This is a genomic window from Marinobacter alkaliphilus, from assembly GCF_055394375.1.
In genome coordinates this window covers 3,117,386-3,137,012 of record NZ_AP043751.1, presented here as the reverse complement: position 1 = coordinate 3,137,012, position 19,627 = coordinate 3,117,386, and the positions used below count along the sequence as shown (strand labels likewise).

Sequence of the window (19,627 nt, the reverse complement as noted above, 5' to 3'; positions counted from 1 at the left end):
AGAAGTCTGAAGGCCTGAAGTTCAGAATTCCCGGCAAGGCGTTAACCTCACCATGGTTGAATAATAGGGCTTAACGGGGCGTAAACGGATCGTCCAAAGGGCGTAGTGACGAGGCTTAATTCTGAAAAAGTGTGAAGGTGGTCACACTTTTAGTCCTGAAGCACTTTCAGTTCCCGTGCCCGGGCCAGGGCTTCGGTGCGCCGGCTAACGCCGAGTTTGCCGTACAGGTTCCGGATATGGGCTTTGACGGTGGCGGGCGCCACCGCCATCCTTGTGGCGATGTCCTTGTTGGCCAGCCCCTGATTAATCAGGAGCAGTACTTCCTGTTCTCTCTGGCTCAGGGGTTCGGCCAGCCCGTCAGTTGTTTCAGAGGGCTGGTCCGATTGGGGCTTGGATAGGGCAATGTCGGCGTTTCCGGATAGCTGGTCTTTCAGCATGGTCAGCAGTTCACGGTTCCAGCGCCCGGGCGTTCGTAGTCGGGGGCAGTCCAGCAGCATGGCCCGAAGACTGGGGCTTTCTTCCGCAAACAGCTTCAAAAAACCCGCGTTTTCGGCTCGATCCAGCGCCCGCTCCAGCATGACGGCGGCTTCCTCATCGCGATCTTCCTGCGCAAGGGCATCGGCATACACCAACAGGATCTCCACCAGGTGCCGGTTATGGGCGTTGCGTTCCGCCACCGGAACCAGTGCCGACAGGGTTTCCTGCGCTTTCTGGTAATCGTTGAGGGCTACCTGCACCCGGGCCAGCGCGATCTGGTTCTGTTCCCGGTTCAGGGGGTTGGTGGCTGGCGTTTCCAGGGCCGCCTTCAGGGTGGTCATGGCTTTATCAGCGAGGCCCAGCGCAAGGTAACAACGAGCCAGAAGGGCCGAAGCGGCAGGTGGCTCAAACAGGATGTGGTCACGGCGCTTGCTGCCAACGGCGACGGCATCGTCCAGCAGTTCAATGGCTTCTTCGAGTTGGCCTTGGCTGAACGCAAGGTGGCCGCGTACGTACTGGATGACCACATGCTGTCCGGGCTCCGTACCTTTCTCCACATGCTCGAGCAGCGGAGACAGGTAACTGGCGGCCAACTCCGGCTCATTGCGTTCACGGTAGATTTCGGTCAACGCACTGTTCTGCCAGCAGGAAATAAGCCGTGGCTGGCTTGGGTCTGCGAAATGCTCATCCACCCAGTTGCGTACGCGGGTGGTGGTTTTCAGGGCCAGCTCGGTGTCACCACGGTTGTACTGAATCCACGTCAACAGGCCGCCAGAGGACAGCGCGGTGCTGGCCTTGCGCTCTATCTGTCCATAGTGAACGGCTGATTCCAGGGCTTCCTCGGCATCGTTGAGTTCACCCTTGCCAAAGTAGTCGAGGCCGAGGCCGTAATAGGTGACGGATTTCAACGGTATCTGGATCTGATCGATGTCCTTGAGTACCTGACGGGTGAGGTCTGAGGCATTCTTTTCGTCATTCCTGCTTCGGGCCAGGTAAGAACGTACCAGGGATATTTCACTGTGGATAGCCAGCGCGCCCTCGGCATCAGGATGGGAATCGGCTACCCGCCGGTCGAGCAGATCTTCAACTTCAGTCAGCAGGGGCGCCAGGCCCTCAACGCGGTTGGCAAAGAACAACCCCCAGATTCTGAGCATCTGCAGTTGCGGGCTTTCAGCCAGTTGCCTTGCCGGTATGGTATCCAGCCAGGCCAGTACCGGCAGGTGGTAGCCACCGTGAATCAGGTTGTTACCATGCTCGGCAAGCACCCGGGCCAGGCGGTCGGTGTCGTTCTGGCTGACGATCTGGGCGATGCCTTCCTGTACCTGTCCGTGGCTGAGCAACCAGTCAATGGTGCGGGACTGGAGCACCGCCGCCCGTTGCGGATCAATGGATTCTATCCGTTGGAGCAGAGCTTCCCGGAACAGGTCATGGTAGCGGAACCACTGGTTGTGTTTGTCGAGGGGAATCAGGAACAGGTTCAGGGAAAGCAGGCGAGTGAGGATGTCCTGGCTGTCATCCCGCTGGCGAACGGCATTGCACAGTGAGCTGGACAGACGAGGGCAGTAAGCGGTGTCCAGCAGGAATCCGGTGAGTTCGTCCGGGAGTTGGTGCAGAACTTCGGTCAGAACATAATCACTGATCAGCGCACCATCTGGTGTGCCGATACGCTCATGGCCAGAGTGGCCGGACTCCAGGGCTTCGGTCTTACCTGCCAGTGCGGAGAGCTGCATGGCGGCAACCCAGCCCTCGGTACGCCGGCAAATGGTGCGGATCTCCTGTTCAGACAGGTTCATTGCCATGGTGTCCTGGAAGAAGGCTCTGCATTCGTCTTCCGAAAACGCCATCAGTCCCGGATGAATATCCTGAACCTGGCGCCTGACCCGCCATCGCGCCAATGGCAGTGGGGGTTCAGTGCGGGAGGCGATGGTTACCAGGATGCCCGGGGGAAGGTAGTCCATGCACCAGGCCAACTGACGGTGGATGCCGTCGTTACTGATCACATGGTAATCGTCGAGAACCAGATGCCAGGGATTGCGGTCTTCGGCCAGGGCATTGACCAGCCCGGTAATGGCGGCGGTCAGGTCGTCACCCTGCTGCCGGGATATCTGCTTCTCGCAGTCTTCAAGCCCCATGAGACCGGCATGCTTGAACGCGCCAATCACATACTGCCAGAACTGCCCCGGCTGGTCGTCATGCTCATCCAGTGACAGCCAGGCGGTGCTGGTACTGTTGCGGGCGCACCACTGGCTGGCCAGGGTGGTCTTGCCAAAGCCGGCCGGCGCCACGATCAGGTTCAGCCTTTTACCTTGCTCCGGTTCCAACAGAGCGTCCAGCCGGTGCCTGCGCACAGCTCTGGAGTCGGGTGTTGGCCTGAGAAATTTGGTGGTCAGTAGCATGGTTTCCCGGGGTCAGGGCATGGTAGTAACCGGATTGTGTGCTTTGTCGCACACAAGTCAAGTGCTGCGGTGACGCAAAGCGTTGGTGGGGCAGCGAATCCCGGTAATTGGTCTACACTGAATACAGATTAAATTGTATATCCAAAAAGAATGAAAAAATAAATTCTTATGCGTATTATCGGGTAAAAGACTCATCCAGGGAGCGACAGACTCAATGAAATTACAGCAGCTGCGTTATATCTGGGAAGTGGCGCACCACGATCTGAATGTCTCCGCCACCGCCCAGAGCCTTTTCACTTCCCAGCCGGGTATCTCGAAGCAGATTCGGTTACTGGAAGATGAGTTGGGCCTGGAGGTGTTTGCCCGCAGTGGTAAGCACCTGACTCGCATCACCCCCGGTGGCGAGATTATCATCCGGGAGGCCGGTGAAATACTGCGCCGGGTGGAGGGCATCAAAAAGATTGCCCAGGAGTTCAGTAATCAGCGCAAGGGTGACCTGAGTATTGCCACCACCCACACCCAGGCCCGTTACGCCTTGCCACCGGTGATCAGAGGTTTCATTGCAGAATATCCGGATGTTTCTCTGCACATGCATCAGGGCACGCCGATGCAGATTTCCGAGATGGCGGCCAATGGCGCCGTGGATTTTGCCATCGCCACCGAGGGTATGGACCTGTTCAATGATCTGATCATGATGCCTTGCTACAAATGGAATCGCTGCGTGATTGTGCCCAAGGATCATCCATTGGCAAAAGGGCAGGAGCTGAGTCTGGAAGAGCTGGCGGAGTATTCCCTGGTGACCTACGTCTTTGGTTTTACCGGCCGGTCCAAGTTGGATGAGGCCTTCCAGTCCCGTGGCCTGACACCAAAAGTGGTGTTTACCGCTGCGGACGCCGACGTGATCAAAACCTACGTAAGATTGGGCCTTGGGGTGGGGATTATTGCCAGCATGGCGTTTGATCCAAAAGTGGATACCGATCTGGTATCGCTGGATGCCAGCAAATTGTTCCGGCCTTCCGTCACCCGCATCGGGTTCCGGAAAGGGACTTTCCTGCGTGGTTACATGTACGATTTCATGCACAGGTTTGCGCCGCACCTGACCAAGGACATGATCGATAACGTGGTTGCGCATCAGGGCAGTCGCACAGAAATCCAGGAATTGTTCAAGGATATTGAGCTGCCGGTTTATTGAGGTTCTGAATGACAAAAAAGCCCGCCGTCCGTGATGACGTGCGGGCTTTTTTGCCGGTGCGAAATGGGTTTAGCCTGATTTGCCGATCAGGTTGCCCGCATGCAAGCCACATTCCTTATGGGTGGCCTCTTCCCACCACCAGCGGCCTTCCCGCTCGTGCTGGCCCGGCAGCACCGGCCTGGTGCAGGGCTGGCAGCCGATGCTGACGAAGCCTTTTTCGTGCAGTGTGTTGTAGGGAGCCTCAGACATCCGGATGTAATCCCAGACCTCTTTCGAGCTCCAGTTCGCGAGCGGGTTGAATTTCACCAGAGTCTTGTTGTCGCTGGAGAAAGCTGAATCAACCTGAACTACCGGTACGTCGTTGCGGGTACCGGGGCTCTGATCCCTGCGTTGCCCGGTAATCCAGGCATCAACGGTTGCCAGTTTCTTGCGCAGAGGGTTGACCTTGCGAATGCCGCAACATTCGGAATGGCCATCTTCGTAGAAGCTGAATAATCCTTTGCGGTTCACCATGTCCTGAACTTCACCGGCATCCGGGAACAGCACTTCAATCTCGATTCCGTAATGCTTTCGCACGCGCTCGATGAACTCGTAGGTTTCCGGGTGCAGCCGGCCTGTGTCCAGGGTAAACACTTGCAGGTTGTCGGTTAACTTGTGGGCCATTTCGATCAGCACTACATCTTCGGCGCCGCTGAATGAAATGGCGATGTTGTCATAGCGTGCCAGCGCCGCCTTGAGGATAGCCCGGGGGCTTTGGCCGTCGAGTTCAGCGCGGAGATTTTCAATATCAGTCATGTTGCTCCAGGGGGCTTTTCCACTGTGCGATCAACGGAGTGAATAAAGGTGTGATCTAACCTGAAATAAAGGCTACCACCAAATGCCTCATAGCTTGAAGGAATGAGCATCTATATCTTTATGCCTCGCTGATAAGGTGATCCATGGGATTCACGATGCATTCCGGCCAGGATTTTCATATCATACGCCCCAGACAACCCGGGCCTTGTTGGCCCGGCCAATTATGACTTTTTCAGGAGACCGTTGTGGAACTCGCATGTCTTGACCTTGAGGGCGTACTGATCCCGGAAATCTGGATCGCATTTGCAGAAAAAACCGGCATTGAGGAGCTCAAGGCAACCACTCGGGATATTCCTGATTACGATGTGCTGATGAAGCAGCGCCTGCGCATCCTGGACGAGCACGGTTACGGGCTGCCGGAGATCCAGGAAGTGATCAGCACCCTGGACCCACTGCCTGGCGCCCGTGAATTTCTGGATTGGCTGCGTGAGCGGTTCCAGGTGGTGATCCTGTCGGATACCTTCTATGAGTTCGCCATGCCCCTGATGAAAAAACTGGGCTATCCGGCTCTGCTGTGCCATAAACTCGAAGTGGCGGAGAATGGGCAGATCACCAACTATCTGCTGCGTCAGCGTGATCCCAAGCGCCAGTCAGTTCGTGCTTTTCAGTTGCTGAATTACCGGGTGATTGCGGCCGGTGATTCCTACAATGACACCACCATGCTGGGCCAGGCAGAGGCCGGCATTCTGTTCCATGCTCCGCAGAATGTTATTGACGAGTTCCCGCACTTCCCCGCTGTGCACAATTTCGATGATCTGCGGCAGGAATTCCTGAAGGCCAGCGCTGTTCACCCGGCCTGATCCTTTGGGGCTCTGACTTGCGCTGCCGCAAGCCTGGCAGTGTAGGTCAGAGTTTCAGTTGCTCCAGAAACCGCATCAGCGGCCGAACTTTTGCCAGGGTTTCCTGATATTCAGCCTCTGGTTCAGAGTCGGCCACGATTCCACCCCCTCCCCAGCAACTAACTGTCCCGTCCGGCTCGCACAGCAGGGTGCGAATCGCAATACTGCTGTCCAGATTGCCATCAAGTGCGTAATAGAACACCGAGCCACAGTAGGGACCCCGCCAGTGGGGCTCCAATTCGGCAATGATTTCCATGGCCCGGATTTTCGGGGCGCCGGTAATGGAGCCACCGGGGAACGCATCAAACAATGCCTGTAACGGGCTGATGCCAGGTTTCAATTTGGCTCGAATGTGGCTAACCAGGTGATGCACGTTGCGGTATGACTGAAGCGCAAACAACTCATCCACACTGACCGAGCCGGGCAGGGCGTGAACGCTGAGGTCGTTACGAAGCAGATCCACAATCATCAGGTTCTCGGCCCGGTCTTTCTCCGAGGCCAGTAGCTCCTGCGCCAAAGCTTCATCCTGTTCAGGGTTCTGGCCCCGGGCACGAGTGCCCTTGATGGGGCTGGTTTCAATCACACCGTCGCGAATGGCCAGGAATCGTTCCGGTGATACTGACACTACGGCGTTACCCCGGAAGCGCAGAAAAGCCGCGTAAGGCGTCGGGTTGGCATGGCTGAGCGCGTTGAAGGCCGCCCAGGGGCTGCCCTGGTAACGCCCCTCAAAGGACTGGGACAGATTCGCCTGATAGCAGTCGCCAGACTGAATGTAATGTCTTACCTGATCTACCCGCTGCCGAAAACGCTCGGGGGATTGCGTTGGGGTGAAATGGCTGGCCATCAGCCAGGGGGCATGATCAGCGTTGGGGGAGCTCTCAAGCCAGCTGATTATTTGTTTGGCCGCGGCGGTAGGCAGTGCGGGATGGACCCACAGATAACATTCGCCACTCTCCAGGTCTTCACTGGCCATCCACAGGTACAGCCCGGAGAAAAACAGCGGGTAACGGTGTTCTTTCGCCAATCTGTTCAGCCTTGGCTCCCGGGCGTAGCCGAACTCGTAGGCAATACTGCCAACCCAACCGCCCGCTAGCGGGCAGGGCACCTCGGCATTGGTAATCCCGGGCTGCCGATAGGAGTCTGCCAGTGCCTCCAGCTTGGCGGCCAACGCTGGCGTATCGATTCGGCTACCCGGATTGCTCTCGATGACGACCTGCTCCACGGCAAGACAACTGAAGCCCCTGGCCCCACCACGACCTCCCGATGACGCCTGGCTGCCCAGAAAAACGAAGTCCGGTTGCTGCGAGGCATGGGTGCACAGTTGGTTGTACTGTTGCCGGGTAACAGGCTGGCAGAGAGGAAAGGCCAAGATACCTCCGTTAAAAATTGGAAGAATGATACACGATGCACAAAACGGCCGTTGTCCGATCAGGACAGGCGCTGATCTAATGGTTATACGGAGCCGATCAGCCCGGAGCGTATTTTACCGGGTTTTGACGCCCATGAACTGAAAATCCATAAAACAAGAACGGAAGTTGTCCTATGTCCCGCTTCAGAAAACAGGCAATTGCTGCAGCCCTCGGTGTTTCGATATTCATTTCAGGCGGCTCTTGGGGGCAGGGACTGCCGCAAAGCGGCCCTCTGTCTGATGGAAAAGTCACTGAGGAGGAAATCGGGATGTTTATAGTTGGCGCCCAGCAGCAATTGATTCACTTATCGGATACTGCAACCAAAGAGTACAACGAATCTATTCTCGGATCTGGTGCGACGATGCCTGCTGCGTGGATGCTTATGAAAGACGGGGAGACTGTTAAGCGAATCAACATTGATGGTCAGGCTGACGGCATGCCGGCGGCCGCACAACTAAAAATGTATCGCGCAGCCATAAAATCGATTGCGAGAAGGGGGCAGATTAATGCCGCCGCTATTCTCTACACCGGGCGAATTAGTGAGAACAGTGATACCGAAGTATTGGTTATCGAGCACGAGCATCGTTTGGGCGTTTCCTCCAACAAGGTGATTGGCTATAAGATCCGGAATGGATCGATTTCCTGGGCAGAACCTGTCTCCCAGGAGAAGCCTTTTGAATGGTTCTACGATGGAAAAGACGGCCAGTCCTGAGCAATATGTGAACTCATCGATACTTGTTTCCAAATGTAATCGCAACGTAAAAGACTGTGAATGGGGTCACGGACTAGGACTGTAAAACAATCTTAAATGGGCTCGTGGAGTAAAGGACTTCACTTTAAAAACTCACACAAGAATAAAATGAGTTTCACAAGGAGATAATAATGAAAGGCCTGAAGAAAATTGCTCTGGCAACTGCTGTTGCTGCTATGCCGTTCGCGGCTCATGCTGACCTGAAAGCTCTTGACGATACCGCAATGGGTAACGTTACTGGTCAGGCTGGTGTGACCATCGAGCTGGAAACGCAGGTTAGCATTGGCACCTTCACCTACACTGACGAAGGTTCGTTCAACGTTAACGACATCGTTCTGGGTGGTTCTGGTGTCGCTGGCGGTCCGGGCACCAACCTGCTGGACGACCTCTATATTGATATCGATGTTGAGGCCGATGGTGACGCCGTGATTCACGTTGGCTCAATCTCTGGTGCGCCGATTGACTGGGGTATGACCGCTGGCTCCATGGAGTTGGTTGCCGCTGACGGTAGCGAGAGCACGACTCTGGTGTCGAACCTGAGCGGTTGGGGTAATCTGGGACAGCTGGATATCCGCGTTGATACCGCAACTGACGAGCTGCAACTGGATGTTCTGTTCAACGTTGTTGATATGGACTTCGACGTTGAGTTCTTGGGTGTAGGCATTCGCGACATGGCTATCTATGGCGCTGGCTATATCGCTGCTCCGAGTGCCGCGACAGCCTTTGCCTATGCAGACGTTCATGTCTACAAAGGTGATGGCCTTGGTGCTTCCACCATGACAGATGTTCTGCGAATCGACATCGCCGACATCAGTATGGATGTTTCCATTGGTGCAATCGAGATTGGTGGTACTTCTATCGGCTCCATCGCCATGCAGAACCTGACCATCTCTGACACCACGCTGGCTGTTTATGGTCACGATTAATCTGACCTGAACACCTGAGTAGGTGATGAGCGCCCCGCATTGCGGGGCGTTTTTATTTAGTCAGAAAAAATCTGGCCCAAACAAAACGGCGACCCGAAGAAGGTCGCCGTTTTACTTTTTTTTAAGATGAGAGCTCTGAATCAGCGGTCGGGCACCTGAATGGACAGGTCGAATCCGCCACCGGGTCTTGGGGTTAGTTGGATTGGCCCCTCATTGATCCCGTGGGGAATATCAATGCGATCAATGCCCGGCGGATTACCGATAGTGAAGTTCAGGTTCTGCCCGTCGAATCCGATTCCCAGTTGGTCGTTAAGAAACGTCTGGGTAAAAGGTTCGTCGGGTATCTGTGGTTGCTGGCCGAAAATGAGTTGTGGAAGGGTATCGGCAAAATTGGCCGGGGGTTGTGCCCGGGCCAGTTCCTCGGTTGGCAGCAGGAGAGCCCTGCGCAGGAATTCCTCCTCGGCGCTGCTCAGAGCGTCGGACTTGCCATCTCCCATATAGCGCTGGAGCGCTTCGCGGTAGGCTTCCTCTTCGGCTTCACTCAGTACCGGTTCCCCGGGCGAGATGGTCAGCGCCCTGATGATGCGCTGGCGGTCCGCCTCGGTCTTTTGCTGGTCCCTTGGAACGACAATGACGGCGGAATCCTGAACATAGGTTTCCACCATCTCATCCGATGTCATCGTCTGAACGCCGGCCATGGCCGGAGCGGAGAGAGTGACGGTGATGGCCGTTGCAAGCAGTGTTGGGCGTGTCATGGCATAGCCTCTTGCGTTACCGGATCAGTTGAGGGGCGCGGCTGAGACTACTCTATTCAGTCAATACGCTTCCTTATCGGAGTATTCGGTTTGTCAGACAGTTTTTCAACCGGAAAGTGCCTGGTCTGTGATCAGAATCCGCAGTTTGGCAGTAAAGCTTTATGGGCGGCCGGATAATATGGTTTGATGCGTGCCGGTAACGGGTGAACTTTTGAGGAAGAATGCGGCCTGATGGGCATGATAACGCGAAAACTCCGGCAACGATGGCAGCACTGGATTAACCGCAGGGTTCCCCGCGGAGACAGCCAGACGTTCAGCCAGAAAAACATCTTCATCCTGCCAACCGGTGCTGGGGTGGTTTTTGGTGTTCTGCTGCTGATCATGCTGATCACCGGTATCAATTACCAGAACAGCCTTATTTACCTCCTGACCTTCATTCTCGGGGCCCTGTTCGTCGGTGCCATGCATCAGACCCATCGCAATCTCTCGGGGCTGACGCTCGCCCTTATTCAGCCCGGCGAGGGCGAGGCCGGGGATGATGTACCGTTTCGATTCCGGGTCACCGCTGGCAAGGATAGCGGGCTTGCCATTGCGCTGTCGGTTGAGGATTCAAAGCTGGAAGGTGTCCATGTGCCGGCTGGCCAGGCCCGGGACGTTATTTTGCCCATTCCCTCAGCCCATCGTGGGTACCTTCGGCCAGACAAGGTTCGGATTGAAACCCGTTTTCCATTCGGGTTGCTCAAGGCCTGGTCCTGGTTGCGCCCGAGTTCGGCCGGCATTGCCTATCCCAGGCCACTGGTTGCTCCGGAGGTAATCAGCCAGGTGAATGACGGCAGTGAGGCCCGCTCTTCCGCGCCTGTGGCCGGTCAGGATAATGCCGACCTTCGGCCCTGGCGTGAAGGGGATCTTAGCCAGAGGGTCATGTGGAAACGGTTTGCCCGCTCCGGGCAGATGGTGGTTGCCGATTGGGAAGGGGAGCAAGGAAGCCCCCACTGGCTGGATTTCAACGCTTTCCCGGGCGCGGATACTGAGCTCAGGCTCAGTTACCTGGCCTGGCTGGTGGCTGACCGGCTACAGAAAGGCGCGAAGTTTGGTTTGAACCTGCCGGGGGAAGTCATCGAACCCGACACCGGCCCAATCCATGCAGACCGATGCCTGCGGGCGCTGGCGGTCTGGGGCGAAAAGCCACCGAGAGAGCAGGATGCATTACCGTTTGGTACCCGTAAAGCCGTAGACGGGGCTGCGGCGGGAGGCAGTATATGAGCCGCCTGGTCGATGTGCTCCTTGGTAGAAACCGTCGTTCCGAAGTACCGATAGATGCCATTCCTGGCACAGCGCTTCTCTGGCTGATTGGCAGTTTTGCACTGTTACTGTTGCCACAGTGGAACCGGTTACCCTGGTGGCTGATTGCCGCCTGCGTGGTGCTGGCAGGTTGGCGCTGGCTGGCCCAGAGTGGTCGGGTGCGATTGCCGGGGCGCTGGTTGCGGACGGGCATTATGCTGGTGTTGATCGGAGTCTACGTAGGCACTGTTCAGGGCCGCTTTACCGTCGATACTGCTGCGTCGTTCTTCGTGTTGGCGGTTGGGCTCAAATGGCTGGAAACCCGCTCCGCCCGGGACTTCTATGTACTGTTTTTTATTCTGGTGTACCTGGCGGCTGTAAACTTCCTGTTTCAGCAGGACATCCTGTGGGCCCTGCTGACGTTCGCGGCCATTGCCTGCCTGCTGGTGGGGCTGCAGATTCTCAATGCCCCGGATTTGCCCGGTTCATTGAAGGCGGGCTGGAAGCGGCTGGGACTTTTGATGGTGAAAACCCTGCCGGTAGTCGTCCTGTTATTCGTGTTCTTTCCGCGTATGGCGCCGCTGTGGAGTGTCCCGCTGGTTTCCGGCGAGGCTCGCAGCGGTATCTCCGATACCATGCGCCCCGGCGACATCTCCAATCTGGCCCAGAGCAGTGAGCGAGCGTTCCGTGTGAGTTTTGGTGGTCCGATTCCCGAGTATCGCGATCGCTATTGGCGAGGGCTGATTCTCGATTATCTTGACGGTGAGACCTGGCGGCAACGCGACCGGGAGCCATTTCAACGCCCGGGCAGGGTGGCGGTGGATGGTGGTATTGGTGCGCTGGCGAGCAACCAGTACGATGTACTGATGGAGCCGACGGACCAACGATGGGCCTTCTCACTGGAAAATTCCATTGCGGTGTCGGACAACGTGTTTGACGCAGGGGAAGACCTGTTCCGTTTCCGTCGCCCAGCAGACAGCCCTGTGCGCTACCGGTTGGCGATTGCTGCCGGGCAAACCCGGCCAGACAGCGAGCTTTCCCAGGCAGCGCGGGAGCGCTACCTGCAATTGCCTGGTGAAGGGAACCCGCGGGCAAGGGCGTTGGCCAGTGAGTTGGCGGGCCAGTATTCCCCGGCCCAGGTGGTTAACGAGCTCATGCAGCGGTTCCGTAACGAAGAATACTATTACACACTGCGGCCACCGCCGATGCCCAACGATGGTGTGGATACCCTGTTGTTTGAGGAGCAGCGCGGGTTCTGTGCCCATTACGCGGGCGCTGCCACCTTTGTTTTCCGGGCTGCTGGTATTCCATCGCGCGTGGTGGTGGGTTACCAGGGCGGAGATGCCGGCGCCGGGGGCGATTATCTCATTGTGCGGCAGTACGATGCCCATGCCTGGGTTGAGGTATGGCTGGAAGGCCGGGGCTGGGTTCGGGTTGATCCAACTGCTGCAATTGCTCCTGATCGTATTGAGTTCGGATTGCGGGAGGCGATGGCCGAAGAGGGCTCCTTCCTGGAGAACAACCTGACCTCTCCCCAGCGTTATGGCGATCTGGCGGTTTTGCAGTGGGCGTCACTGCAGCTCGACCGAATAAACTACCACTGGCAGCGTTGGGTGGTGGGCTATCAGGGCCAGAGCCAGATGAACCTGATGTCCCGGCTGCCAGGCGGCATTGGCATGAAGGAGCTTGGCTACATTACCGCCGGGCTGGTTGGCTTTGCCCTTCTTGTGGCCGGGTTGGTGTCGGCGCTTTCAATGACCCGGGGAGCACGTCAGGATGGCTTCAGGCGCGTCGTCGGATCATGGCACCGGCTGTGTGAACAGGCCGGTGTACCTGTGCGCAGTGGCGAAACCCCGGTTGTGCTGGCGGAACGCATGGCCGAGGCCCGGCCATCGGTGGCGGAGTCTGCCCGGATCTTTGCCCGGACAGTGAACAGCCATTACTATAGCTCTGCCTCAACCCGTCAGGCTGATGACGATACACGGCGGCTGAGGCGGCTGCTGAAAACCATGAAGCGTCAACTCAAACGCAATCAGGAAACCGGATCCCGGATGCCGAAACATGACTGACATCGCACAGGAAATGCCCTGGCTGGCCCGCGCCTGGTCGGCAGTGCAAAGCCGACTGGCACAGGACCGCTTGCCCCACGCATTGCTGGTAGTGGGTGAGCGTGGCGTAGGAAAGCGCGCCTGGGCCCAGGCAGTGGCCGAATTGCTGTTGTGTGAAGCACCGGCCAAGTCAGAATACGGCGCGGCGGTGGCGTGTGGCCGTTGCAAGCAATGTGATCTGTTGGCTGCAGGCAGCCACCCGGATTTACGGGTTTATGCCCCGGAAAAATCGCGCATGGTGAAGGTTGACCAGATACGGTCACTCTCCACGTTTGCCGTTGCTTCGCCCCAGGTTGGCCACCACAAGGTCGCGATTGTTGACCGGGCAGATCAATTAAACATCAATGCCGCCAATGCGCTGCTGAAAACCCTGGAAGAGCCGTTGCCGGATGTGACTTTGCTGCTGTTGCAGGAGAGCGGCCGGCCGGTCCTGCCGACCATTCGCTCCCGTTGTCAGGCGCTGACCATACCCTTGCCGACAGCAGAGCAGGGTGGGCAATGGCTGGCTGCCCGCGTGGCTGAGCTGGACGAAGCAGGCCGGCCGGGTGCGGAGACCTTGGCCAAAAGCCTGATGCTGGCGGGCAATGCACCACGGTTGGCGCTGGACTATGCCCTGGGAGATTTTCTGCCCCTTCGGGACAAGGCCTTTGAAGCATTCCGGCAGTTTATGAAAGGGCAAATTCCGGTTGGCGAGGCGGCTAAATCCTTCAAGGCCCTTGGCCTTGACGATTCGCTCTGGTTATTTGAAAGCTGGGCCGCGGATCTGGCGCGGGCCAGTGTGGGGGGCGCAGTATCTGACCCGGAAGCGGCGGACATGCTTGGTTATCTGGCAAACAACAATCCGCCGTGGCGGGCTCATCAGCTCCTGGACCTGGTTAAGGAAAGTCGCAGTGCCGCGGTATACAATGCCAGCCCGGAACTGGAGGCCAGCCAGCTTCTGATTGCCTGGCGGGAACTGATGCCAAGGAAGCGGAAAGCAAGCTGAGCTTTCTTCAATTTCAGCTGCTATGATTGTGAAATGTCAGGAAATTCCTGAAGCATTGTGGCAATGTTTAACGACACAAGAACTTCCAGCGTAGAAGGTATGTGATATGGGCCCAGGATTTGGCGCACGCAGCGGCATTCTCACCCTGACCATCAAGGACAAAGCGGTTCTGTACGCCGCCTATATGCCCTACATTCGGCAAGGTGGTCTATTCATTCCTACCCAGAAGCAATATCAGCTCGGAGACGAGGTGTTTTTGCTGCTCAACCTGATGGACGAGCCGGAAAAGATACCCGTGGCGGGTAAAGTGGTGTGGATTACCCCTAAAGGAGCGCAAGGTAACCGTGCGGCAGGTATCGGCGTCCAGTTTAACGGTGACGATGAATCCGCAAGGACCAAGATCGAGTCTTACCTCGCAGGCTCGCTGAGCTCTGATCGCCCAACGCACACCATGTAGGACTCGCCTTGCATGACTGACACTGTGTTACCCGGCAGTGGGCACGACATTCCGGCCGGCTGCCGGGAGGCACACTGGCCGCTCGATAACCTGACCCTTGCCGGCCTGACCTGGCATACTGACCCCTCGCACGAAGTTCGCTCCCCCATACTTATGGTGCACGGCTGGCTTGATAACGCCATGACATTCGCCCGGTTGGCACCAGCGCTGGCCACCGATGCCAGTGTTCACGCAATCGACATGGCCGGTCATGGCCATTCGGGGCATCGACCACCGGGCTATGGTTACTGGCTGATGGACTATGTGGCAGACCTCAGTGAATTGATTGACCATCATTTTCCGGAAAGCGAACGGTACCCCCTTGATCTGGTGGGCCATTCGCTGGGTGGTATCGTTTGTGCCCTGTATGCGGCAGCTTTCCCTGAGAGGGTGAGGCGGCTGGTGATGATTGACAGTCTGGGTGCCCTGAGCCGCCCCGCCAAGGAAACCATCCCCCAGTTGCGCCGGGCCTTGCAGAAAAGACGGAACGGATCGGCACCTCCGGCGGTCTATCCCGATGTGGCGACGGCGGCGAGGATCCGTGAGGGCGGGCTCAGCCCGTTGAGCGCGGAGGCCGCAGCATTGCTGGTGCCCAGAAACATGCGGGCTGAAGGAGATGGCTTTGTCTGGCGCACTGATGCACGGCTAAGACACCCCACGCCTTTAATGATGACCGAAGAGCAGGTTCATGCCTCACTGGCCGCCATCCGGACGCCAACCCTGTTCGTAAGAGCGTCTGAAGGGTTGTTGGCCAGCCGTGGCGGATTGGACAAACGTGCAGAGCTGATACCCGATCTGACGACAGTGGACGTTCCCGGGGGGCACCATTGTCACCTGGATGGTGACACCAAGCCGGTTGCACATGCTATAAAAAGGTTTCTATTCAATGAATAATCGTGCTGTTGTAATGAAACTCCGAAGCCTGTTGGCGGCTGCTTTGCTGGCTTGCGGTTCAGTGGCGTCAGCATCGGAGCTTGGCGAGCCATTGGATAAGTTCGCCCAGTCGAGCCTTCAGTCGGCGCTGGACATTCGGTCGTCCGGACACCTCGTGCTTATGAGCCCGGTTCGCGAAATACGCGGAGAGATCCGCTCGGATGTCATGGCCAGGCTGCCGGTGAACGGCAAGGGTCAGTTATTCGAAATCAACCGGGATGCTAGCCGTAGGGCCGCACAGGAACACTACCGGCGAGAGCTTCAGGCGCGAGGCGGCCAGATCCTTTTTGAATGTTCCGGAGTGGCCTGCGGCCGAAGCAACGTCTGGGCAAACCAGATTTTTGAGCAACCCAGACTCCTCGGCCGGGATCAGGACCAGGACTACTTCGTCGGTGCCGTGGCAGATGTTGATGGCAACCGATGGTTGACCCTGGTGTACACCGTTACCCGTGGCAATCAGCGTGAATATGTGTGGGTTGAACACCTCCGGGTAGCAGCCGGGGCGGACATTCCCGGCTTTCAGGCGTCTGCTGCACGACTGCTGGGCCCCATTATTGTGCCCTGGCAGGGCGGTGTTACCCATCGGTTTGACCTGTCGACTACGGATCGCCGGCGGCTGGGAGAGTGGGCGGCAGAGGAGGGCGCCGAGGTGGTGCTTGCCGCGTTTTCTTCGCTGGAAAATGATGAAACCCTGAATGATTCGATCGCAAGGGCGGAAAGGGCTGCGGGCGCCCTGGCCGACGTGCTGGCGAAATCCGGAGTTTCCCGGGAGCAGGTCCGCACCCTGGCTATCGGGCCGGGGGTTCAGGTAGCGGACCCTAACCGCACGGGTGACCGCATCGAAATCCTGGTAATCAAGAGGTAAGGGAATGTCCGGGGACAACAAGCCAGACAACCAACAGGTCGGCAGTGAGCAAGTGCCTGCAGAGGATGGCGTCAACAAAGTATTGGCAAGTTCTGACGTATCGCCGGCCGAAGCTCCGGCCAATACTGTACGCAAGCCCTCGCAAACCGGAAACGGCAAAACGGTCGCCTTGACCCTCGGTAGTGGCGGTGCCCGGGGTTACGCCCATATTGGCGCCATTGAGGTACTGCAGGAGCGGGGTTACAACATTATCGCGATCTCGGGCTGTTCCATGGGCGCCCTGATCGGCGGTATGTACGCGGCTGGCAAGATGAAGGAATACAAGGACTGGGTGACCGGGCTGGGCCAGTTCGATGTCCTTAAACTGCTTGACGTTACCTTCACCTCGGTCGGCGCTATTCGGGGAGAGAAGGTCTTCTCGGTGGTCCGTGACATTCTGGGCGATACCCGGATCGAAGACTTGCCCATTGCGTTTACTGCGGTTGCCACCGATCTCCTTGCCCACAAGGAAATCTGGTTTCAGGAAGGGCCGCTGGATCGCGCCATCCGGGCATCCATTGCCATCCCGAGTGTTGTGACGCCTCTGGTGCTGGATGGCAGGGTGCTGGTAGACGGTGCATTGCTGAATCCCCTGCCGATTATTCCGACGATCTCTGCCCACGCCGATTTGATCATGGCCGTCAACCTGAGTGGCGAGGATGAACAGCCAAGGCGAATTCCCGATGCGGCATTTGCCGATGAAGACTCCGGCAGTGATATGGATGAATGGGTCGATGCCATCCGTGACAAAGCCTCACGGTGGTTTGACTGGGATGCCATTAAATCCCTGACTTCCAGGAAACTCGATACCGGGGAATCTCCCGAAGAAAAAATCACCCGGGAGATGGCGAAAAAGCATAAAGAGAAGGATTTGAAAGCCCGGCATGAGGAGCCGGAGAAGGCCGCTCATCACCAGAAGCGAGATGACCACGAGACCATTGACTGGGACAAGCTGGGCATTGGCAAATTTGATGTGATGAACCTCACCATCGAAACCATGCAGAGTGCTCTGGTTCAATACAAGATTGCCGGGTATCCGCCTGATCTCCTGGTTAATATCCCCAAGAACGCCAGCCGAAGTTACGATTATCACAAGGCCCCGGAGCTGATTCAGTTGGGCCGGGAGCGTATGGCCGCCGCCCTGGACCGGTTTGAGCAAAGCCGCAGCAGTTCCGGCCCGTTGGCCCTTTAATCTGTGTGTGGGCTGCAGGCCTGTGCTTAATAGGCGTATAATGCCGCGCTACATTAGCCTGACCAGGAAGACGTTTTTGTGACCAGTCCAGTTGACGATCTACACACCATCCGGGACTTTCTGCGCTACGCCGCGTCACGGTTTGCGGCATCGCCGTTGTATTTCGGGCATGGTACCGACAACGTGTGGGATGAAGCCGTGCAGCTGGTTTTACGCAGTGTCCACCTGCCATTGGAAAACAACAATGTGTTCCTGGATGCGCGCCTGGTGCGCACAGAGCGCGAACTGATTGTTGAGCGCATCGAGCGCCGCATTAATGAGCGCGTACCAATCGCCTACCTTCTGGGCGAAGGCTGGTTTATGGGTATGCCGTTCAACATTGATGAGAGGGTGCTGGTTCCCCGGTCGCCGATTGGCGAGCTGCTGGAGAATGGCCTGCAGCCCTGGTTGGGGAGCCAGCCCGTTCAACGGATACTGGATTTGTGCACGGGCAGCGGTTGTATCGGTATCGGCGCGGCCACCGTCTTTGATGAAGCCGAGGTTGATCTGTCTGATATTTCCGAGGCCGCCCTCGAAGTGGCGGACTCAAATATCGAGTTGCATGGCCTGGAAGGTCGGGTTCAGACCATCCGTTCGGACGTGTTTGAGAACATCGAAGGCCGTTACGACGTGATCCTCAGTAATCCGCCCTACGTGGATGCTGAAGACATGGCAGACATGCCTGAAGAGTACCGTCACGAACCGGAGTTGGGTCTGGCTGCAGGCGACGATGGTCTTGATATTGCCCACCGTATTATCGCCGGGGCTGCGGAGCATCTTACCGAGAATGGTTTGTTAATCATGGAGGTAGGTAACTCCTGGGGTGCCATGGATGATGCCTATCCGGACCTGCCGCTTACCTGGCTGGAATTTGATAGCGGCGGCGATGGCGTGTTTCTGGTAACGGCTGCTGACCTGCGCGAATGGCAGGTCAGAAACAGTTAAAAATATTTTATAAAACCTTTATAAAGTGCTGAATTATGTCGGGAAATACATTTGGTAAACTGTTCACCGTAACCACATTCGGTGAGAGCCATGGGGCTGCTCTGGGGTGCATTATCGATGGCTGCCCTCCGGGCCTTGAACTATCAGAAGCCGATATGCAGAAGGATCTGGACCGCCGCAAGCCTGGGACTTCCCGCCACACCACGCAGCGGCGTGAGGCGGATGAAGTGCGCATTCTCTCTGGTGTGTTCGAGGGTAAAACCACCGGGACGCCGATTGGCCTGATCATCGAGAACACCGACCAGCGCTCCAAGGATTACTCCAAGATTTCCGAACAGTTTCGTCCGGCGCACGCCGACTACACCTACACACATAAGTATGGTGTACGGGATTATCGGGGTGGTGGCCGGTCATCGGCCCGCGAAACGGCCATGCGTGTTGCCGCCGGCGCGGTCGCCCGAAAGTTTCTTGAGCAGCGTCTGGGCATTCGCATTCGTGGCTACCTGTCTCAGCTTGGGCCAATCAAGGCGGAAAAGCACGATTGGGATCAGGTGCACCAGAACCCCTTCTTCTGTCCGGACGCCGACAAGGTGCCAGAAATGGAAGCCTATATGGATGCCCTGCGCAAAGAAGGGGATTCCATCGGTGCCCGCATTAACGTCGTCGCTGATGGTGTGCCGCCGGGACTGGGTGAGCCGATTTTTGATCGGTTGGACGCAGACTTGGCCCACGCACTGATGAGCATCAACGCGGTAAAGGGAGTGGAAATCGGCGCCGGGTTTGGCTGCATTGATCAGAAAGGCACTGAACACCGGGATGAAATGACGCCGGAAGGGTTTTTGTCCAATCACGCCGGCGGCGTGCTCGGCGGGATTTCCTCCGGCCAGCCAATTATTGCCAGCATCGCGTTAAAGCCCACATCCAGCTTGCGTTTGCCGGGCCGGAGTATTGATGTGCATGGTAATCCGGTTGAGGTGATTACTACCGGTCGCCACGATCCCTGTGTGGGCATTCGCGCCACGCCTATCGCCGAGGCCATGATGGCCATCGTGTTGATGGACCATTACCTGCGCCACCGGGGGCAGAATGGCGATGTGGAAGTGAGCACACCCGTCATCGGTCAGCTTTGATCAAACGGAGGCGT

Annotated in this window: 17 protein-coding genes; 13 read left to right on the top strand and 4 right to left on the bottom strand. The window is 57.2% G+C overall.

Annotated features, from left to right (window positions below):
• Positions 1-149: 149 nt before the first annotated feature.
• Positions 150-2,873, bottom strand: coding sequence for a winged helix-turn-helix domain-containing protein (locus tag ACZ5Q2_RS14335; protein ID WP_432209947.1), 2,724 nt, complete (start codon positions 2,871-2,873; stop codon positions 150-152).
• Positions 2,874-3,087: 214 nt separating this feature from the next.
• Here ACZ5Q2_RS14335 and cysB point away from each other — a divergent pair, with 214 nt between their 5' ends.
• On the top strand, positions 3,088-4,065 hold the full coding sequence (gene cysB / locus ACZ5Q2_RS14330) for an HTH-type transcriptional regulator CysB (protein WP_230713942.1): 978 nt from the start codon (positions 3,088-3,090) through the stop codon (positions 4,063-4,065).
• 69 nt (positions 4,066-4,134) lie between these two features.
• Here cysB and ACZ5Q2_RS14325 read toward each other — a convergent pair whose 3' ends face one another.
• Positions 4,135-4,860 carry a phosphoadenylyl-sulfate reductase gene (locus ACZ5Q2_RS14325; RefSeq protein WP_061331122.1) on the bottom strand — a complete coding sequence of 242 codons (726 nt, stop codon included), beginning with the start codon at positions 4,858-4,860 and terminating at the stop codon, positions 4,135-4,137.
• A gap of 245 nt (positions 4,861-5,105) precedes the next feature.
• Between ACZ5Q2_RS14325 and thrH the strand changes: the two genes are divergently transcribed.
• A complete protein-coding gene (gene thrH / locus ACZ5Q2_RS14320; protein WP_061331123.1) occupies positions 5,106-5,720 on the top strand; it encodes a bifunctional phosphoserine phosphatase/homoserine phosphotransferase ThrH in 615 nt (204 codons plus the stop codon).
• A 46-nt stretch (positions 5,721-5,766) separates the two neighbouring features.
• On the opposite strand, the gene pabB is transcribed toward thrH, so the two are convergent.
• The gene (gene pabB / locus ACZ5Q2_RS14315; protein ID WP_061331124.1) at positions 5,767-7,128 is read right to left on the bottom strand and encodes an aminodeoxychorismate synthase component I; all 1,362 of its coding nucleotides are present in this window, start codon (positions 7,126-7,128) and stop codon (positions 5,767-5,769) included.
• 173 nt (positions 7,129-7,301) lie between these two features.
• Here pabB and ACZ5Q2_RS14310 point away from each other — a divergent pair, with 173 nt between their 5' ends.
• Positions 7,302-7,880, top strand: coding sequence for a hypothetical protein (locus ACZ5Q2_RS14310; RefSeq protein WP_061331125.1), 579 nt, complete (start codon positions 7,302-7,304; stop codon positions 7,878-7,880).
• 170 nt (positions 7,881-8,050) lie between these two features.
• Positions 8,051-8,845, top strand: coding sequence for a DUF6160 family protein (locus tag ACZ5Q2_RS14305; RefSeq protein WP_061331126.1), 795 nt, complete (start codon positions 8,051-8,053; stop codon positions 8,843-8,845).
• Positions 8,846-8,985: 140 nt separating this feature from the next.
• Here ACZ5Q2_RS14305 and ACZ5Q2_RS14300 read toward each other — a convergent pair whose 3' ends face one another.
• Positions 8,986-9,600 carry a hypothetical protein gene (locus tag ACZ5Q2_RS14300; RefSeq protein WP_061331127.1) on the bottom strand — a complete coding sequence of 205 codons (615 nt, stop codon included), beginning with the start codon at positions 9,598-9,600 and terminating at the stop codon, positions 8,986-8,988.
• A gap of 231 nt (positions 9,601-9,831) precedes the next feature.
• Between ACZ5Q2_RS14300 and ACZ5Q2_RS14295 the strand changes: the two genes are divergently transcribed.
• The 9 genes from ACZ5Q2_RS14295 to aroC all read left to right on the top strand — a co-directional run bounded on the left by ACZ5Q2_RS14295 (position 9,832) and on the right by aroC (position 19,613).
• Positions 9,832-10,863 (top strand): DUF58 domain-containing protein, encoded by a 1,032-nt coding sequence (locus tag ACZ5Q2_RS14295; protein WP_227510074.1) that lies wholly within the window; start codon positions 9,832-9,834, stop codon positions 10,861-10,863.
• Positions 10,860-12,950: a transglutaminase TgpA family protein gene (locus ACZ5Q2_RS14290; protein ID WP_061331128.1), complete on the top strand. Its 2,091-nt coding sequence runs from the start codon at positions 10,860-10,862 to the stop codon at positions 12,948-12,950. The genes ACZ5Q2_RS14295 and ACZ5Q2_RS14290 overlap by 4 nt, the downstream gene beginning before the upstream one ends.
• Positions 12,943-13,974 (top strand): DNA polymerase III subunit delta', encoded by a 1,032-nt coding sequence (gene holB, locus ACZ5Q2_RS14285; RefSeq protein ID WP_061331129.1) that lies wholly within the window; start codon positions 12,943-12,945, stop codon positions 13,972-13,974. The genes ACZ5Q2_RS14290 and holB overlap by 8 nt, the downstream gene beginning before the upstream one ends.
• Before the next feature lie 106 nt (positions 13,975-14,080).
• On the top strand, positions 14,081-14,431 hold the full coding sequence (locus ACZ5Q2_RS14280; protein WP_058089697.1) for a PilZ domain-containing protein: 351 nt from the start codon (positions 14,081-14,083) through the stop codon (positions 14,429-14,431).
• Between the two features lie 12 nt (positions 14,432-14,443).
• Positions 14,444-15,364 (top strand): alpha/beta fold hydrolase, encoded by a 921-nt coding sequence (locus ACZ5Q2_RS14275; RefSeq protein WP_061331130.1) that lies wholly within the window; start codon positions 14,444-14,446, stop codon positions 15,362-15,364.
• Positions 15,357-16,268 (top strand): DUF4892 domain-containing protein, encoded by a 912-nt coding sequence (locus ACZ5Q2_RS14270; protein ID WP_082780498.1) that lies wholly within the window; start codon positions 15,357-15,359, stop codon positions 16,266-16,268. Before ACZ5Q2_RS14275 ends, ACZ5Q2_RS14270 begins: the two co-directional genes overlap by 8 nt.
• A 4-nt stretch (positions 16,269-16,272) precedes the next feature.
• Positions 16,273-17,499, top strand: coding sequence for a patatin-like phospholipase family protein (locus ACZ5Q2_RS14265; protein ID WP_061331131.1), 1,227 nt, complete (start codon positions 16,273-16,275; stop codon positions 17,497-17,499).
• 78 nt (positions 17,500-17,577) lie between these two features.
• Positions 17,578-18,483 (top strand): 50S ribosomal protein L3 N(5)-glutamine methyltransferase, encoded by a 906-nt coding sequence (gene prmB / locus ACZ5Q2_RS14260; RefSeq protein WP_432209948.1) that lies wholly within the window; start codon positions 17,578-17,580, stop codon positions 18,481-18,483.
• A gap of 35 nt (positions 18,484-18,518) precedes the next feature.
• A complete protein-coding gene (gene aroC, locus ACZ5Q2_RS14255; RefSeq protein ID WP_061331133.1) occupies positions 18,519-19,613 on the top strand; it encodes a chorismate synthase in 1,095 nt (364 codons plus the stop codon).
• The last annotated feature ends 14 nt before the right edge of the window (positions 19,614-19,627 follow it).

Coding starts and splice junctions, on each gene's coding strand:
- ACZ5Q2_RS14335 (WP_432209947.1), bottom strand. CDS start 2,873: ATGCTACTGACCACCAAATTTCTCAGGCCAACACCCGACTCCAGAGCT.
- cysB (WP_230713942.1), top strand. CDS start 3,088: ATGAAATTACAGCAGCTGCGTTATATCTGGGAAGTGGCGCACCACGAT.
- ACZ5Q2_RS14325 (WP_061331122.1), bottom strand. CDS start 4,860: ATGACTGATATTGAAAATCTCCGCGCTGAACTCGACGGCCAAAGCCCC.
- ACZ5Q2_RS14310 (WP_061331125.1), top strand. CDS start 7,302: ATGTCCCGCTTCAGAAAACAGGCAATTGCTGCAGCCCTCGGTGTTTCG.
- ACZ5Q2_RS14305 (WP_061331126.1), top strand. CDS start 8,051: ATGAAAGGCCTGAAGAAAATTGCTCTGGCAACTGCTGTTGCTGCTATG.
- ACZ5Q2_RS14300 (WP_061331127.1), bottom strand. CDS start 9,600: ATGACACGCCCAACACTGCTTGCAACGGCCATCACCGTCACTCTCTCC.
- ACZ5Q2_RS14295 (WP_227510074.1), top strand. CDS start 9,832: ATGGGCATGATAACGCGAAAACTCCGGCAACGATGGCAGCACTGGATT.
- ACZ5Q2_RS14290 (WP_061331128.1), top strand. CDS start 10,860: ATGAGCCGCCTGGTCGATGTGCTCCTTGGTAGAAACCGTCGTTCCGAA.
- holB (WP_061331129.1), top strand. CDS start 12,943: ATGACTGACATCGCACAGGAAATGCCCTGGCTGGCCCGCGCCTGGTCG.
- ACZ5Q2_RS14280 (WP_058089697.1), top strand. CDS start 14,081: ATGGGCCCAGGATTTGGCGCACGCAGCGGCATTCTCACCCTGACCATC.
- ACZ5Q2_RS14275 (WP_061331130.1), top strand. CDS start 14,444: ATGACTGACACTGTGTTACCCGGCAGTGGGCACGACATTCCGGCCGGC.
- ACZ5Q2_RS14270 (WP_082780498.1), top strand. CDS start 15,357: ATGAATAATCGTGCTGTTGTAATGAAACTCCGAAGCCTGTTGGCGGCT.
- ACZ5Q2_RS14265 (WP_061331131.1), top strand. CDS start 16,273: ATGTCCGGGGACAACAAGCCAGACAACCAACAGGTCGGCAGTGAGCAA.
- aroC (WP_061331133.1), top strand. CDS start 18,519: ATGTCGGGAAATACATTTGGTAAACTGTTCACCGTAACCACATTCGGT.